Source organism: Streptomyces sp. YS-3, from assembly GCF_045257485.1.
Classification (GTDB): Bacteria; Actinomycetota; Actinomycetes; order Streptomycetales; family Streptomycetaceae; genus Streptomyces.
In genome coordinates this window covers 1-14,512 of the sequence record NZ_JBJHPC010000127.1, presented here as the reverse complement: position 1 = coordinate 14,512, position 14,512 = coordinate 1, and the positions used below count along the sequence as shown (strand labels likewise).

General features: G+C 72.8%; 8 protein-coding genes and 1 pseudogene. 7 read left to right on the top strand and 2 right to left on the bottom strand.

The annotated features are described in order from the left end of the window. From ACJA3G_RS13730 to fxsT, 4 genes and pseudogenes are all read left to right on the top strand, one after another. A pseudogene (locus tag ACJA3G_RS13730) lies at positions 1-314 on the top strand (FxsB family radical SAM/SPASM domain protein); the annotation flags it as partial. Continuing rightward, positions 307-1,122 carry an aminoglycoside N(3)-acetyltransferase gene (locus tag ACJA3G_RS13725; RefSeq protein ID WP_406553231.1) on the top strand — a complete coding sequence of 272 codons (816 nt, stop codon included), beginning with the start codon at positions 307-309 and terminating at the stop codon, positions 1,120-1,122. The pseudogene ACJA3G_RS13730 and the gene ACJA3G_RS13725, both read left to right, overlap by 8 nt. Before the next feature lie 60 nt (positions 1,123-1,182). Beyond that, positions 1,183-2,523, top strand: coding sequence for a TIR-like protein FxsC (locus tag ACJA3G_RS13720; RefSeq protein ID WP_406553230.1), 1,341 nt, complete (start codon positions 1,183-1,185; stop codon positions 2,521-2,523). Then, complete coding sequence (gene fxsT, locus ACJA3G_RS13715; RefSeq protein ID WP_406553229.1) at positions 2,507-6,442, top strand: FxSxx-COOH system tetratricopeptide repeat protein; 3,936 nt, start codon at positions 2,507-2,509, stop codon at positions 6,440-6,442. The genes ACJA3G_RS13720 and fxsT overlap by 17 nt, the downstream gene beginning before the upstream one ends. Before the next feature lie 66 nt (positions 6,443-6,508). Here fxsT and ACJA3G_RS13710 read toward each other — a convergent pair whose 3' ends face one another. Continuing rightward, positions 6,509-7,378, bottom strand: a complete 870-nt coding sequence (locus tag ACJA3G_RS13710; RefSeq protein ID WP_406553228.1) for an alpha/beta fold hydrolase — start codon at positions 7,376-7,378, stop codon at positions 6,509-6,511. A 220-nt stretch (positions 7,379-7,598) separates the two neighbouring features. Between ACJA3G_RS13710 and ACJA3G_RS13705 the strand changes: the two genes are divergently transcribed. Then, a complete protein-coding gene (locus ACJA3G_RS13705; protein ID WP_406553232.1) occupies positions 7,599-8,498 on the top strand; it encodes a slipin family protein in 900 nt (299 codons plus the stop codon). 106 nt (positions 8,499-8,604) lie between these two features. On the opposite strand, the gene ACJA3G_RS13700 is transcribed toward ACJA3G_RS13705, so the two are convergent. Continuing rightward, positions 8,605-9,648 carry a DUF3533 domain-containing protein gene (locus tag ACJA3G_RS13700; RefSeq protein ID WP_406553227.1) on the bottom strand — a complete coding sequence of 348 codons (1,044 nt, stop codon included), beginning with the start codon at positions 9,646-9,648 and terminating at the stop codon, positions 8,605-8,607. A 172-nt stretch (positions 9,649-9,820) separates the two neighbouring features. Here ACJA3G_RS13700 and ACJA3G_RS13695 point away from each other — a divergent pair, with 172 nt between their 5' ends. Together ACJA3G_RS13695 and ACJA3G_RS13690 are read left to right on the top strand one after the other, a co-directional pair. Further along, on the top strand, positions 9,821-13,309 hold the full coding sequence (locus tag ACJA3G_RS13695) for a DNA polymerase III subunit alpha (protein WP_406553226.1): 3,489 nt from the start codon (positions 9,821-9,823) through the stop codon (positions 13,307-13,309). After that, positions 13,306-14,328 carry a hypothetical protein gene (locus tag ACJA3G_RS13690; protein WP_406553225.1) on the top strand — a complete coding sequence of 341 codons (1,023 nt, stop codon included), beginning with the start codon at positions 13,306-13,308 and terminating at the stop codon, positions 14,326-14,328. Before ACJA3G_RS13695 ends, ACJA3G_RS13690 begins: the two co-directional genes overlap by 4 nt. The last annotated feature ends 184 nt before the right edge of the window (positions 14,329-14,512 follow it).

Here is a 14,512-nt window from a genome sequence, read left to right as displayed (position 1 = left end):
CGTTGGCGCTGGGGCTGCTGCGGGGCTTCCGCAGGGCGCGGTTCCGGGCTCTGCGCGATGTGGCGGACCTGTACGCGCTGGACGGCGGCCCGCACCACCGGACCGGCCCCCGGCGGGAGCCCGTACCGGTTCCGGTCCTGCTGGCCGAAACATATGAGCGGGTGGCGGTCGCCGCGTACGACAGAAGCGCACGCACTCTGGCGGAGACCCGGCGCGCGCTGGAAGCTCTTCAGGAGGCGGCCGAACTCACCGTGAGCGGGAAGAGCCTGGTCGCCGATGTCCTGCTGGAGTGGGAAGAGGCAGCCCGTGGATGAGCGAGCCCGAGCAGTGCCGGAGAGCGCGTTACGCGACGACCTGGCGGCCATGGGGGTCGGGGAGGGGGACACCCTCCTCGTGCACGCCTCCATGAGCGGTCTTGGGCACGGCCCGGGAGCGGTGGGCAGAGCCCTGCGCGCGGCGGTCGGCGGACCGCTCAAGGGCACGCTGGTGGTTCCGGCCTTCACGCCGGAGAACTCGCTCACCTCCACCTCCCATCTGCGACGGGCCCGCGGCGTCCGGCACACGGCCGCGTACCGGGACTTCAAGCGCAGGATGGAGCCCTTCGACCCGGACCGGACGCGCAGTCAGGGCATGGGCCGGCTGGCGGAGTGGGTGCGGACCTCGGACGGGGCGGTGCGCAGCACCCACCCCCAGACGTCCTTCGCGGCCTGGGGGTGCCGTGCCCTGGAGCTGATGGAGGGCCATGAACCCGACTGCCATCTGGGGGAGAGGTCGCCGCTGGCGGCTCTCTATCACGCGGACGCCCGGGTGCTCATGATCAATGTGGGATTCGGTGTCTGCAGCTCCTTTCATCTCGCGGAATACCGTTATCGGCGGAATCCGCCCAAGAAGCTGTACAGCTGTGTGGTCCGGGACGAAAGCGGGCGCCGGGGATGGTTCCACTATCCCGACGTCGATCTCGACGACAGCGATTTCGAAGCCGTCGGGGCCGATCTTCCGGAAGAAATGCGCAGGGAGTGGCCGCTGGGACGGCGGACCGCCCGGTTGTTCTCGATCAAGAGGGCGGTGGACCATGCGGTGGACTGGATGGCCGAAAAGCGGCCTTGTTTGACCGAACGGTGAGGGGATGGAGCGCCGTGCGCTCCGGAATGATGTTCTTCAATACTGCAGGACGGGGGTCGTGTGCACGCATCAGCGCAGCCGCGTCCGGCCGACCAACATCGGCCCTACTTCTTTCTGAGTTACGCGCACACGCCGAGGTACGGGGCGGGCGGCCCGGACCCCGACATGTGGGTGGAGCGGCTTTACCGTGATCTCTGCGGTCATGTGATGGCCATGACCGACCTGCCCGCCGGTGCGTCCGCCGGCTTCATGGACCGGGAGATACGGTCCGGCGAGGGCTGGTCGGAGCGCCTCGGCGAAGTCCTCGCATCCTGCCGGGTGTTCGTGCCGCTGTTCTCGCCGCGCTACTTCGCGAGCGAGATGTGCGGTCGCGAGTGGTACGCGTTCGAGCAGCGCACCATCCAGCACCAGGCCCATACCAACCGCCCGGCCGAGGCGATCGTGCCGGCCCTGTGGGTGCCGGTCCCGCCCGAGCAACTGCCCGGGCCCGCCGAGCGGTTGCAGTTCAACCACCGGGCCTTCGGTGACCGCTATGTCACCGACGGCCTCTACGGGCTGATCAAACTGCGCATATTCGCCGAGGAGTACGAACGCGCGGTCTACGAGCTCGCCAAGCGGATCGTCAGCGTCGCGGACGCCACCGCGATCCGGCCCGGCCGCCACGTCGACTACCGGCTGGCGCCCAGCGCCTTCGGCGTGTCCGCGGGCGAGGGCCCCCGCCCGATGCACGTCACCGTGGCCGCGCCGACCCGCCACGAGCTGCCCGAGGGCCGCGACGAGGCCTACTACGGCGACAGCCCGCTGGAGTGGAACCCCTACCACCCCCTCTCCGCCCGGCCGCTGGGCCTGGTGGCGGAGGACATGGTGCGCTCGCTCAACTACCAGACCACCGTCTCCTCCTTCGACGAGGAGGTGCTGCACCTCGACGGCAAGCAGCCCCCCTCCCGGCCGGAGATCCTGCTGGTGGACCGGTGGGCGCTGGAGGACGAGGACCGGCGGGCCCGGCTCGCGGCCTTCGACGCCGAACACCGGCCCTGGGTGAGCGTGGTCGTCCCCTGGAACCGCGACGACCAGCAGAGCCGGGCGGCGGAGGCGGAGCTGTCACGCCGGCTGGAAGAGACCATGCCGTCCAAGATGCGCCAGGGGCGGGCCGCCTGCCGGGCCGCGGCCAAGGGCGTACCGAGCATGGAGGCCTTCGGGCAGATACTGCCCCAGGTCGTGGAGGCGGCGGCACAGCAGTATCTGAGACACGCGACGGTCTACCCGCCCGCGGGGGGCGGGCACACCGAACGGCCGCGCCTGGTCGGGCCGATGGGCACCGATTTCGGCACCACGCAGTACATCCCCGACAGGCTCGATCACGCGCCCGATGCGGAGGAGACGGATGACAGCCAGTCGTGACGGACGCATCGTCACGTTCTACTCGTACAAGGGTGGTACGGGCCGCACCATGGCCCTCGCCAACACGGCCTGGATCCTTGCCGCCAACGGCAAGCGGGTCCTCGCGGTGGACTGGGACCTGGAGGCCCCGGGGCTGCACCGCTTCTTCCACCCGTTCCTCGACCCCTCGACGCTCGGCGCCACCACCGGGGTCATCGACCTCATCACCGAATACGCCTGGGCGGCCACCAGTCCCGTGCCGCGCTCGGACGACTGGCACCGCGACTACGCGCGCATCCAGCCGCACGCGGTCTCGCTCACACCCGAGGCGCTGGGCTGGCAGTTCCCCGACGGCGGCACCCTGGACTTCGTCTCCGCCGGTCGGCAGAACCGCGAGTACTCGGCGACCGTCTCCACGTTCGACTGGGACAACTTCTACGACCGGCTCGGCGGCGGCCACTTCTTCGACGCCCTGCGCGAGGACATGAAGGAGAACTACGACTACGTCCTGATCGACAGCCGCACCGGCCTCAGCGACATCGCCGACATCTGCACCGTCCACCTCCCCGACGTCCTGGTGGACTGCTTCACCCTCAGCGACCAGTCCATCGACGGAGCGGCCTCGGTGGCCCGCCAGATAGACGAGCGCTACAGCGGGCAGAACATCCGCATCCTGCCGGTCCCGATGCGCATCGACGAGGGCGAGAAGGAGAAGGCGGACGCCGGCCGGGCCCTCGCCCGCCTCAAGTTCGACCGCTTCCCGGCCGGCCTCTCCGGCGACGAACTCACCGCCTACTGGGGCGCGGTGGAGATCCCGTACCGCCCCTACTACGCCTACGAGGAGACGCTGGCGACCTTCGGCGACGAGGCCGGGCTCTCCAACTCGCTGCTCTCCGCCTTCGAGCGGCTGGCCGCCGTGGTCACCGAGGGCCGGATCACCTCGATGCCCACCGTCAACGAGGAGATCCGGCTGCGCATCCGCGACGCCTTCACCCGCCGCAGGCCCGCCCTTCCGGCCGATCTGTTCCTCAGCTACGTGGCCGAGAACCGGATGTGGGCCGACTGGATCGAGTCCGTGCTGACCCGGGCCGGGTTCCGGGTGGTGCCCCGCGACGTGTCGGCCGAGCCCAGCAGCGCCGACGGGGAGGCGGTGGCCGCCGAGAACGCCGCCCGTACCGTGGTCCTGCTCTCCAGCGCCTACCTCAAGTCGGCCCGGGCCGTGGAGATCTGGTCCCGGGCCGCCGCCGAGGACCCCTCGGGCGCCCGCCGCCAGCTGCTGCCTTTGCGCGTCGGCGACGTCCGGCTCACCGCGCCCTACATCGACCGCAACCCCGTCGACCTGTTCCGCCTCGACGAGGTGCACGCCACCACCGCCCTGCTGCGGGCCCTGGAGCGGCCGGTGCAGATCAGCGACGGGGTGGCGCCCGGACCGCGCTTCCCCGGCACCGTCCCCAAGATCTGGAACGCGCCGCCGCGCAACCCCGGCTTCACCGGCCGCTCGCTGGTCCTGGAGCGGATGCGCGACCAGCTCGGCGGCGGCCTCGCCGTCGTCCTGCCGCAGCCGCAGACGCTGTACGGACTCGGCGGCGTCGGCAAGACCCAGGTGGCCCTGGAGTACGTCCACCGGTTCATGGCCGACTACGACCTGGTCTGGTGGATCTCCGCCGAACAGCCCGACGAGGTGGTGGCGGGCCTCGCCGAGCTCGGTGTACGGCTCGGGGTGCAGGGCGGCGACGACATGAACTCCGCCTCCCGCGAGGCCATCGACCTGCTGCGGCGCGGGGTTCCCACCTCGCGCTGGCTGCTGGTCTTCGACAACGCCGACGACCCCGAGCAGCTCAAGAAGTTCTTCCCGCCCGGCGGCCCGGGCCATGTCCTGGTGACCTCCAGGAACCAGACCTGGTCGCAGTACGGCGACGCGCTGCCGGTCGACGTGTTCCTGCGCGAGGAGTCCATCGAGCACCTCCAGCGGCGCGCCCCCGGGCTCACCGTGGACGACGCCGACCAGGTCGCCACCGCGGTGGGCGACCTGCCGCTCGCCGTCGAGCAGGCGGCGGCGTGGATCGCGGAGACCGCGACACCGGTCGCCGCCTATCTGGAACAGCTCGCCCAGCAGGCCCCGAGCGTCCTCGCGCTCAACCAGCCCGCCGGCTACCCCCAGCCGGTCGCCGCCACCTGGAACGTCTCCATCGAGCGGCTGAAACAGCGCTCACCGGCGGCCGTCCGCCTCCTCCAGCTCTGCGCCTTCTTCGCGCCCGAGCCGATCTCCGCCAACCTCCTCTACAGCAAGGAGATGATCGACGCCCTCAAGCCGTACGACGCCACGCTCCAGGAGAAGCTGGTGCTCGGCCGGGTCATCCGCGAGATCGGCCGGTTCGCCCTCGCCAAGGTCGACCAGGTCGGCAGCTCCATCCAGGTGCACCGGCTCGTCCAGGCGGTGATCCGGGCGCAGCTCAGCGACGAGGAGCAGATGGACGCCCGGCACGCGGTCCACCGCATCCTCGCGGGCGCCCGGCCGGACGCCGACGAGCCGATCGACAACCCGGAGACCTGGGCGCAGTTCAACACCATCTGGCCGCATCTGATCCCCTCGGGGGCGCGGCTCTGCGACGAGCCGGAGACCCGCCGGCTCCTCATCGACCGGGTGCGCTACCTGTGGAAGCGCGGCGACTTCAACGCCGCCGCCAACCTCGCCGAGGACCTGCGCGAGGACTGGCGCGAGAAGCTGGGGCCCAACGACCTCCAGTACCTGTACCTGCGCTTCCACCTCTCCAACATCCTGCGCTCCCGCGGCCGTTACGTGGAGGCGATGGAGCTGGACGAGGAGACCCTCTCGCGCCAGACGGAGGTACTGGGCGCCACGCACCCGCACACGTACATGACCACCAGCGCCCTGGCGATGGACCTCGGCGCGCTCGGCCAGTACAGCCGGGCGATGGAGCTGGCGACCGAGGCGCACGAGGGGTTCCGGCAGATCTTCGACGAGTCGCACCCGCGGACGCTCGCCGCCGCCAACAACCTCGCCCTGAACATGCGCATGCTCGGCCAGTACGCCCGGGCCCGCGAGCTCGACCAGGACGTCTACGACCGGCGCACCGAGGTGCTGGGCCCGGAGCACCCCTACACCCTCTCCTCCGCCATGAACCTGGCCCGCGACCTGCGGGAGATCGGTCGCTACGAGGACTCGGTGGCGCTGCTCAGCCGGACGTACGACCTCTACAAGGAGCAGCTGGGGCGGGCCTTCCCGGGCACCCTGGCGGCGGCCAAGAGCCTCGCCGTGTCGCTGCGCCGGGCGGGCCGGCTGGAGGACGCGCGGCGGCTGACCACCGCGACCCGCAACCGCTACCGCGCCAAGTACACCTCCGCCAACCCCGACTGGCTGGCCTGCGACCTCAACATGGCCGCCGACCTGTTCGCGGCCGGGGACCCGGCGGCGGCGCGGGACGCCGCCCAGGAGGTCGTCGACCAGTACATCAAGGTGCCGGGGGAGCGGCATCCGTACACCCTGGCGGCCACCAACAACCTGGGCATCTACCAGTGGGGCTGCGGGGCGCTGGATGCCGCCGACACCCTGTTGGAGAACACCATCGGGACGATGCGCGACATACTCGGGGACAACCATCCGCACACCCTGTTCGCGACCATCAACCTCGCCAACGTGAAGGCCGACATGGGCGATCTGGAGGGCGCCCTGGAGATCGAGCGCCACACGGTCGCCCGGCTGCGGGAGGTGCTGGGGGCGCACCACCCCGAGACGCTGGCCTGCGCGTCGAACATGTCGGTGACGCTCGACGCGCTCGGCCGCAAGGAGGAGGCGTCGCACGTGCGGACGGAGGCCGTGGAGGAGCTCCAGCGTCTGCTCGGCGACGAGCACGCGTTCGTCCGGATCGCCCGGGACGAGCGCCGGGTGCAGCGGGACCTGGAGCCGCTGGCGGTGTGAGCCGAGGGGACGGCCGGTGCGACCGGAGTGATCGCACCGGCTCCCCTCACCGGGTGCCGCGCGCCCTCAGTCCTCCTCGATCAGCCAGGTGAGGATGGCGGGCAGGGCGTGCAGTGCGTCGAAGTGGGCGGCGGCCGGCTCCAGGACGGCCGTCGCGCCCGGGATGCGTTCGGCGAGCCAGCGGGAGTGGCCGACCGGGGAGAACACGTCCTTGACGCCGTGCCAGAGCAGTACCTCACCGATGATGTCGGCGGGGTCGAACCCCCACGGGCTGCTCAGCGCGAGCGCGTCGTCGATCCAGCCGTACGCCGAAGTGCGCAGCGCCTCCTGGTAGTTGCGCAGCAGCATGGAGCGCACGCCCGCGTCCTTGACCACCATCCGGTCGGCATGGGTGAGGTCGTGGCGCAGCTCGTCCAGGAGCCGGATGGGGTTCTTGCGTATCTCGTCGGAGCGCGGGATGAGCCGGGCGGCGAACTCCTCGGGGTCGAGCGTGGCGGCCGTGTACTCCTCCACGTTGTAGGCGGTCATCCCGTCGAACCAGTCGAGCCCGGCCGCGTCCCGGGGCGCCAGGGTGACCAGCGCCGCGGTCCGGGTGACCCGCTCGGGCAGCAGGGCCGCGCAGGCCAGGGCGTGCGGGGCGCCGCCGGAGCGGCCGACGACGGCGAACCGCTCCAGGCCGTAGCTGTCCGCGATCGTCTTCACGTCCTGGACGACGTCGGCGACGCTGCGGCCCTCCAGCCGGTCGGAGCCGCCGTAGCCGGGCCGGTCGTAGGCGATCAGCTGCATCCGCCGCTGGTAGAGCACCATGCCGCGCGGCGCGGGGCCGAGACGGCTGCCCGGGGTGCCGTGCAGCAGGAAGACCGGTCTGCCCCGCGGGTCCCCGAAGCGCTCCACCATCAGATGCCGGCCGTCGGCCGCTCGCACCCGACCGCGCACGCGTGCCCCCTCCGGTAGTGGATCGCGACACCGATCGCCGGGCCCGTCCCCGTACCGCCCATTTCGTTTGCCGTATACAGGCATCGACTGTTGCGGCATTCCCCTCCCGTCCGAGTTTCCGCGTTCTACCCATTCAGTGGAGTGTGACCGGGACTCCCCCCGGGGCGGAAGCGGAGTTACCGTCGAAGTACACGTCCGATTCGGACCCTTGGGGGCCGTGATGGTCGAGGCATTGGTGGCGACGGCCGTGGCCGTCGGATCCGCCGGCATCGTGTACGTGATGGCGGCGGCCCGGGTCGTCAAGCAGTACGAACGCGGTGTGGTCTTCCGGCTGGGCAAACTCAGGGGATCGGTGCGGGGCCCGGGATTCACCCTGATCCTTCCGTTCGCCGACCGTCTCCACAAGGTGAACATGCAGATTGTGACGATGCCGGTCCCGGCGCAGGACGGGATCACCCGGGACAACGTCACGGTCCGGGTGGACGCGGTGATCTACTTCAAGGTGGTCGACCCGGCGGACGCGGTCATCCAGGTCGAGGACTACCGCTTCGCGGTCTCCCAGATGGCCCAGACCTCACTGCGTTCGATCATCGGCAAGAGCGACCTCGACGATCTGCTCTCCAACCGCGAGAAGCTCAACCAGGGGCTGGAGCTGATGATCGACAGCCCGGCGATGGGGTGGGGCGTGCAGATCGACCGGGTGGAGATCAAGGACGTCTCGCTGCCGGAGACGATGAAGCGCTCGATGGCCCGTCAGGCCGAGGCCGACCGGGAGCGCCGGGCGCGGGTGATCAACGCGGACGCGGAGCTCCAGGCGTCGAAGAAGCTGGCCGAGGCGGCCGGGGTGATGTCGCAGGAGCCCGCGGCGCTCCAACTGCGGCTGCTCCAGACGGTGGTGGCGGTGGCGGCGGAGAAGAACTCGACGCTGGTCCTGCCGTTCCCGGTGGAGCTGCTGCGGTTCCTGGAGCGGGCGACCCCGCAGACGGCGGACCCGGTGGCGGAGGCTTCCGTGGCGGGCGTCTCCGGCGCGGCGCCCGAGCCGGAGGCGTCCGGGGCCCCGGCCCCTGCGGAACCGGCGGAGGAGGGGCTCCCGGCGGACCCGCCGCAGCTCCCGCTGTGAGCACGGTCCCGCTCCCGGGGCCGGTGGGCGCCCTGGGCGGGAATGCCGTCCCGGCGGATCGGCGCACCGGCGACGGCCGCCACCGGCGGCCGGGCCGCGCCGGGGTTCAGACCCCGGTCCGGGCGCCCACCTCCAGCGGGTCGCCCCCGGCGCCCTCGTCCCGTCTGCGCACCCCCGCCATGACCAGGGTGACCGCGGCCCCGCCCACCGCCCAGGCGGAGAGGACCAGCAGCGGGCCGGTGACCGCGTTGCCCCGGAAGTACGCGATGGAGCGCGCCGCCCAGGTGCCGGCGCCCGGGGGCAGCGCGGGGCCGATCGCCTTCCAGAACGGCGGCAGCAGCGGATACGGGTAGGCGCCGCCCGCGCTCGGGTTGCCCAGGACCACCACGACCAGGATGGCGAGGCCGATGCCGATGATCCCGGCCAGTCCCTGGAAGGCCAGGGTGGTGGCGCCGACCGCGAACACGACCAGCGCGCCCAGTCCCGCCAGGCCCGGGTAGCTGCCCGGCAGCGCGCCCAGCACCGGCCCGATGATCAGCGCGCCGAGCAGCCCGGCGGCGATCGAGTACACCGCGAGGGCGGCGAGGCGGATCACCGCCCGCTGGATGTTGGCGGGCCGGGCGCCATGGCTGATCGCCAGGATCGCGGCGCACAGATAGCCGCCCACGCACCAGCCGACGACCAGGTAGAACGAGGACAGGCCCCGGGCGTCCCGCCGGTCGGCCGGGGCGACGTCGACCACCTTCACGGTCCGGTGCCCGGCCTTCTCCACCGAGGTGACGACCAGCTCGACGGCCTGGGAGAGGGACGCCCCGCCGCCGCCCGCGACGAGCAAGGTGTCGGTGGTGGACCGCGGGTCGACGATCAGCGCGCCGTCGAGGTCGCGGTCGCGCAGCTGCCGGGTGGCGGCGGCCGGGTCCTTGACCGCGCGGGCGTCCAGCGCGCCGCCGGGGAGGGCGTTCAGCCGCCCCACGGTCGTGTCGCTGACCTCGGCGGGGGCGACCACCCCGAACCGGACGTCCTTCGGTCTGGGGTTGTGGAAGGCCCCGGCGTAGGACGCGATGAACGCGACCATCAGCCCGAGTACCCCGATGACCAGCAGCGCGGCCCGCACCGTGACGGCGCTCTTCACCTCGTCGACGAACGTCATGTCCTCACGCTCCGGGGAGCCGCGGGGCGGCGCAGTCGGGGCTGAGCCGAACGGCTGACGCCGTCGCGCGGAGCACCCCGACCCGTATCGAACATCTGTGTCGTACGTGCGTTCGAAATTGGTCTATGGTGAAAGGAGGGGGAAGTGAGAACGATCGGTCCAGGAGGTGCGGATGCCCGGCTTCACGCATCTGCGCACGGTTTCGGGTTTCTCCCTGCGGTACGGGGCCTCCCACCCGGAACGGCTCGTCGAGCGCGCCGCCGACCAGGGGATGGACGCGCTCGCCCTCACCGACCGGGACACCCTCGCCGGCGCGGTGCGCTTCGCCAAGGCGTGCGCGGCCAAGGGGGTGCGCCCGCTCTTCGGCACCGATCTGGCGGTCCCGGAACACCCCCTCGAACCCGCGCGGGGGAGCGCTCCCGCCCGGCGCCCGCGCACCCCCGTGCGGGGCGGCGCCTTCGTCGACGAGTCGGCGCCGCGCGCCACCTTCCTCGCCCGGGACGGCGCCACCGGCTGGGCCGAGCTCTGCCGGCTGATCACCGCCGCCCACACGGCCGACGGGCCGCCCGTCCTGTCCTGGTCCGCGCTGCCCGCCGAAGGGCTCACCGTGCTGCTCGGACCCGGCTCCGAGGTGGGCAGGGCGCTCTCCGCCGGCCGCCCGGACCTCGCCGTACGTCTCCTGGCGCCCTGGCGCGAGCTGTACGGCGACGCCCTGCGGCTGGAGGTCGTGCACCACGGGCGCGCGGGCACCGGGCCCGGCTCGCTGCGGCTCGCCGCCCGCACCCTGGGCCTCGCCGCCGAGCAGGGCGTGCCCGCCGTGCTGACCAACGCCGTGCGGTACGCGGACGCCGGGCTCGGGCCGGTCGCCGACGTCCTGGACGCGGCCCGCCGGCTCGTCCCCGTCGACCCGCGCCGGGGGCTGGACAGCGGCGAGCGCTGGCTCAAGGACCCGGCCGCCATGGCCCGCGCCGCCGAGCGGGTCGCCGAGGCCGCCGGGTTCCGCCGGGGCGCGGCGCACCGGCTGCTCGCCACGACCGAGGAGAGCGCCGCCGCGTGCCGGGTCGACCCGGCCCGGGAGCTGGGCATCAAGACGTACAGCTACTTCCCCGAACCCCATCTCGTCGGCGCCGCCGACCGCACCCCGCAGCGGGTCCTCGCCTCCCGCGCCGCCGCCGGCATGGTGCTGCGCGGCTACGACCGCGACCGCGCGTACTGGGAGCGGATGCACCGGGAGCTGGACGTCATCGCCTTCCACGGCTTCGCCGCGTACTTCCTCACCGTCGCCCAAGTCGTCGACGACGTACGGGAGATGGGTATCCGGGTGGCCGCGCGCGGCTCCAGCGCCGGGTCGCTCGTCAACCACCTCCTCGGCATCGCCCACGCCGACCCCGTCGAGCACGGCCTGCTGATGGAGCGCTTCCTGTCCCACCGGCGCTATGTGCTGCCCGACATCGACATCGACGTGGAGTCCGCCCGACGCCTCGACGTCTATCACGCGATCATGGACCGCTTCGGCACCGAACGGGTCGCCACCGTCTCCATGCCCGAGACCTACCGGGTCCGCCACGCCGTACGCGACGTGGGCGCCGCGCTGTCGATGGACCCGGCCGAGATCGACCGGATCGCCAAGTCCTTCCCGCACATCCGGGCCCGCGACGCCCGCACCGCCATGGCCGAACTGCCGGAGCTGCGCGAGATCGCGGCGGAGCAGGGGCGGCACGGCAGGCTGTGGGAGCTGGTCGAGGCGCTGGACGGGCTGCCGCGCGGAATCGCCATGCACCCGTGCGGGGTGCTGCTCTCCAACATCACCCTGCTGCGCCGCACCCCGGTGGTGGCGAGCAGCGGGGAGGGGTTCCCCATGTCCCAGTTCGACAAGGAGGACGTGGAGGACCTCGGGCTGCTCAAGCTGGACGTCCTGGGGGTGCGGATGCAGTCGGCGATGGCGCACGCCGTCGCCGAGATCGGCCGTACCACCGGCCGCACACCGGACCTCGACGACCCGCGCCAGGTCCCGGAGGGGGATCTGCCGACCTACCGGCTCATCCGCTCCGCCGAGACGCTCGGCTGCTTCCAGATCGAGTCGCCGGGCCAGCGCGATCTGATCGGGCGGCTGCAGCCCTCGACCTTCCACGACCTGGTCGTGGACATCTCTCTCTTCCGGCCGGGACCGGTCGCCGCCGACATGGTCCGGCCGTTCATCGAGGCGCGCCACGGCCGGGCCCCGGTGCGCCACCCGCACGAGGACCTGGCGGACGTCCTGGGGGAGACCTACGGCGTGGTCGTCTTCCACGAGCAGATCATCAACATGCTGGCCGTCATGACCGGCTGCGACCGGGCCATGGCCGACCAGGCGCGGCGCGCCCTCTCCGACCCCGAGTCGCAGGAGAGGATCCGCGTCTGGTTCGCCGCGTGCGCGGCCGGGCGCGCGTACCCGCCCGAGGTCGTCGAGCGCACCTGGGAGATCGTCAAGTCCTTCGGCTCGTACGGCTTCTGCAAGGCGCACGCCGTCGCCTTCGCCGTGCCGACCTACCAGTCGGCCTGGCTGAAGGCCCACCACCCGGCCGCCTTCTACGCCGGGCTGCTCACCCACGACCCCGGGATGTACCCCAAGCGGCTGCTCCTCGCGGACGCGCGCCGGCGCGGGGTGCCGATCCTGCCGGTGGACGTGAACCGGTCGGCGGCCGTCCACCGCATCGAACTGGTGTCCGACTCCCGGACCTGGGGGCTCCGCCTCGCCCTCGCGGACGTCCAGGGGATCAGCGAGGCCGAGACCGCCCGGATCGAACAGGAGCAGCCCTACTCCTCGCTGCTCGACTTCTGGCGGCGGGCCAGGCCCAGCCGCCCCGTCGCCGAACGGCTCGCCCAGGTCGGCGCGCTCGACGCGTTCGGCGGCAACCGGCGCGACCTGCTGCTGCACCTCGCCGAACTCCACCGCGCCCAGCGGGCGGCCGGGTCCGGCGGCGGCCAGCTCCCGCTCGGCGACGGGCGGCGGACGGCCCGCGCGGGACTGCCCGACCTCGACGAGGCGGAGCGGCTCAGCGCCGAGCTGGGCATCCTCGGCATGGACGCCTCCCGCCATCTGATGGTGGACCACGAGACGTTCCTGAAGGAGCTGGGCGTGGTCTCGGCCAAGCGGCTGCGGGACGCCGCGCACGGGGAGACCGTCCTGGTCGCGGGCGCCAAGGCGGCCACCCAGACCCCGCCCGTCCGGTCCGGGCAGCGGGTCATCTTCACCACGCTGGACGACGGGACGGGCCTGGTCGACCTCGCCTTCTTCGGCGACAGCCACGCCGCCTGCGCCCACACCGTCTTCCACTCCTGGCTCCTGCTGGTACGCGGAGTGGTGCAGCGGCGCGGGCCGCGCAGCCTCAGCGTGGTGGGCGCCGCGGCCTGGAACCTGGCCGAGCTGGCCGAACTGCGCCGCGAGGGCGGCCTGGACGCGGTCGCCGCCCGGCTGTCGGCCCCGGCACCCGACGGTGAGGACGCCGGTGCGGGCGGCGGGGGCGGCGAGGGGACGCCCGGGGAGGAGACCGGCGACGGGCGCCGCATCGAGCTGCCCACCGGCTACCGGCTGAACCCCTGGGCCGACCTCCGGCCCGCCGGTGAACCCGCCGCCACCGGCCGGAAGCTGTGGCACCAGAGCCGGGGGAGCGCGGGATGATCCTCTGCGTCCGTTTCCATGTGCCGTCCGGGGACACCGGCGGGTGCGAGGCCGCCCTCCCCGGTCTGCTCGCGATGCTCGGCGGTCTCACCCCGGTCGTCCAGGCCCTCCCGCCGGACGCCGCGCTCGTCGATGTGCGGGGCGCCGAGCGGTACTTCGGGTGGAACGCGGCCCAGCTCGCCTCCGTCATCCGGGTCAGGGCGCTCGCCCACCGCGGGGTGGACTGCACCATCGGGGCCGGGCCCAACCCCATGCTGGCCCGGATGGCCGCCCGGGGCGCCCGGCCGGGCGCGACCCTGGTGCTGCCCCCGGAGGAGGTGCCCCGGTTCCTGACCGACAAGCCCGTCGCCGCGCTGGACGGGGTCGGCCCCGCGACCGCCCGCACCCTCTGCTCGTACGGGCTCGACTCGATCGGCAGGGTCGCCGCCGCCCCGCTCGCCACCCTCCAGCGGATCGTCGGCGCACGGGCCGGGCGCGAGCTCCACGAACGGGCCCTGGGCATCGACCGCACCCCCGTCGTCCCGAACGCGGCGTCCCGCTCCCTCGGCGCCGAACGCTCCTTCCCCCGCGACGAGGTGGACCGCGACCGCCAGCGCCGGGCGCTGCTCTCCCTCGCGGAGGAGCTGGGCGTCCGGCTGCGCGGCACGGAGCAGGTGTGCCGCTCCCTGGCGCTCACCGTCCGGTACGCCGACCGCTCCACCACCACCCGTGGCCGCACCCTGCGCGAGCCCACGGCCCACTCCCCGGCGCTCATCGCGGCGGCCTACGCGATCCATGAGTCGCTCGGCCTCCAGCGGGCCCGCGTCCGGAGCGTCTCCCTGCGGGCCGAGGGGCTCGTCCCCGCCCGGCAGGCCTCCCGGCAGCTGACGTTCGACCCCGTGGACGACCGGGCCCGCCGGATCGAAGCGGTCGCCGACCGGGCCCGCGCCCGCTTCGGCCCGGCCGCGATCATGCCGGGGGCGCTGGCGCGGCCCGCTCCGGCCGCCGCCTCCGACGGCCCGCTGGCCGACGCCGCCTGACGCCGGCCCGGCCCTACCAGCGAATCACCGGAGTCACGGCAGTTTTTACCGACGCGTAACTTCACTCTCCGGCTACTGGTGCGTAATTTGGCGAAAGAACAACACTTGTGGTCCGGATCACAGGGCGCATACCCCCCGCAACTCCCCCTGAGCCGCAAGGAGTTCACTCAATGCTGCCCCCCAG

Bases quoted from the DNA above. Each gene is read 5' to 3' on its own strand.
- fxsT (WP_406553229.1), top strand. From the start codon at position 2,507: ATGACAGCCAGTCGTGACGGACGCATCGTCACGTTCTACTCGTACAAG.
- ACJA3G_RS13705 (WP_406553232.1), top strand. From the start codon at position 7,599: ATGGTCGAGGCATTGGTGGCGACGGCCGTGGCCGTCGGATCCGCCGGC.
- ACJA3G_RS13700 (WP_406553227.1), bottom strand. From the start codon at position 9,648: ATGACGTTCGTCGACGAGGTGAAGAGCGCCGTCACGGTGCGGGCCGCG.
- ACJA3G_RS13695 (WP_406553226.1), top strand. From the start codon at position 9,821: ATGCCCGGCTTCACGCATCTGCGCACGGTTTCGGGTTTCTCCCTGCGG.
- ACJA3G_RS13690 (WP_406553225.1), top strand. From the start codon at position 13,306: ATGATCCTCTGCGTCCGTTTCCATGTGCCGTCCGGGGACACCGGCGGG.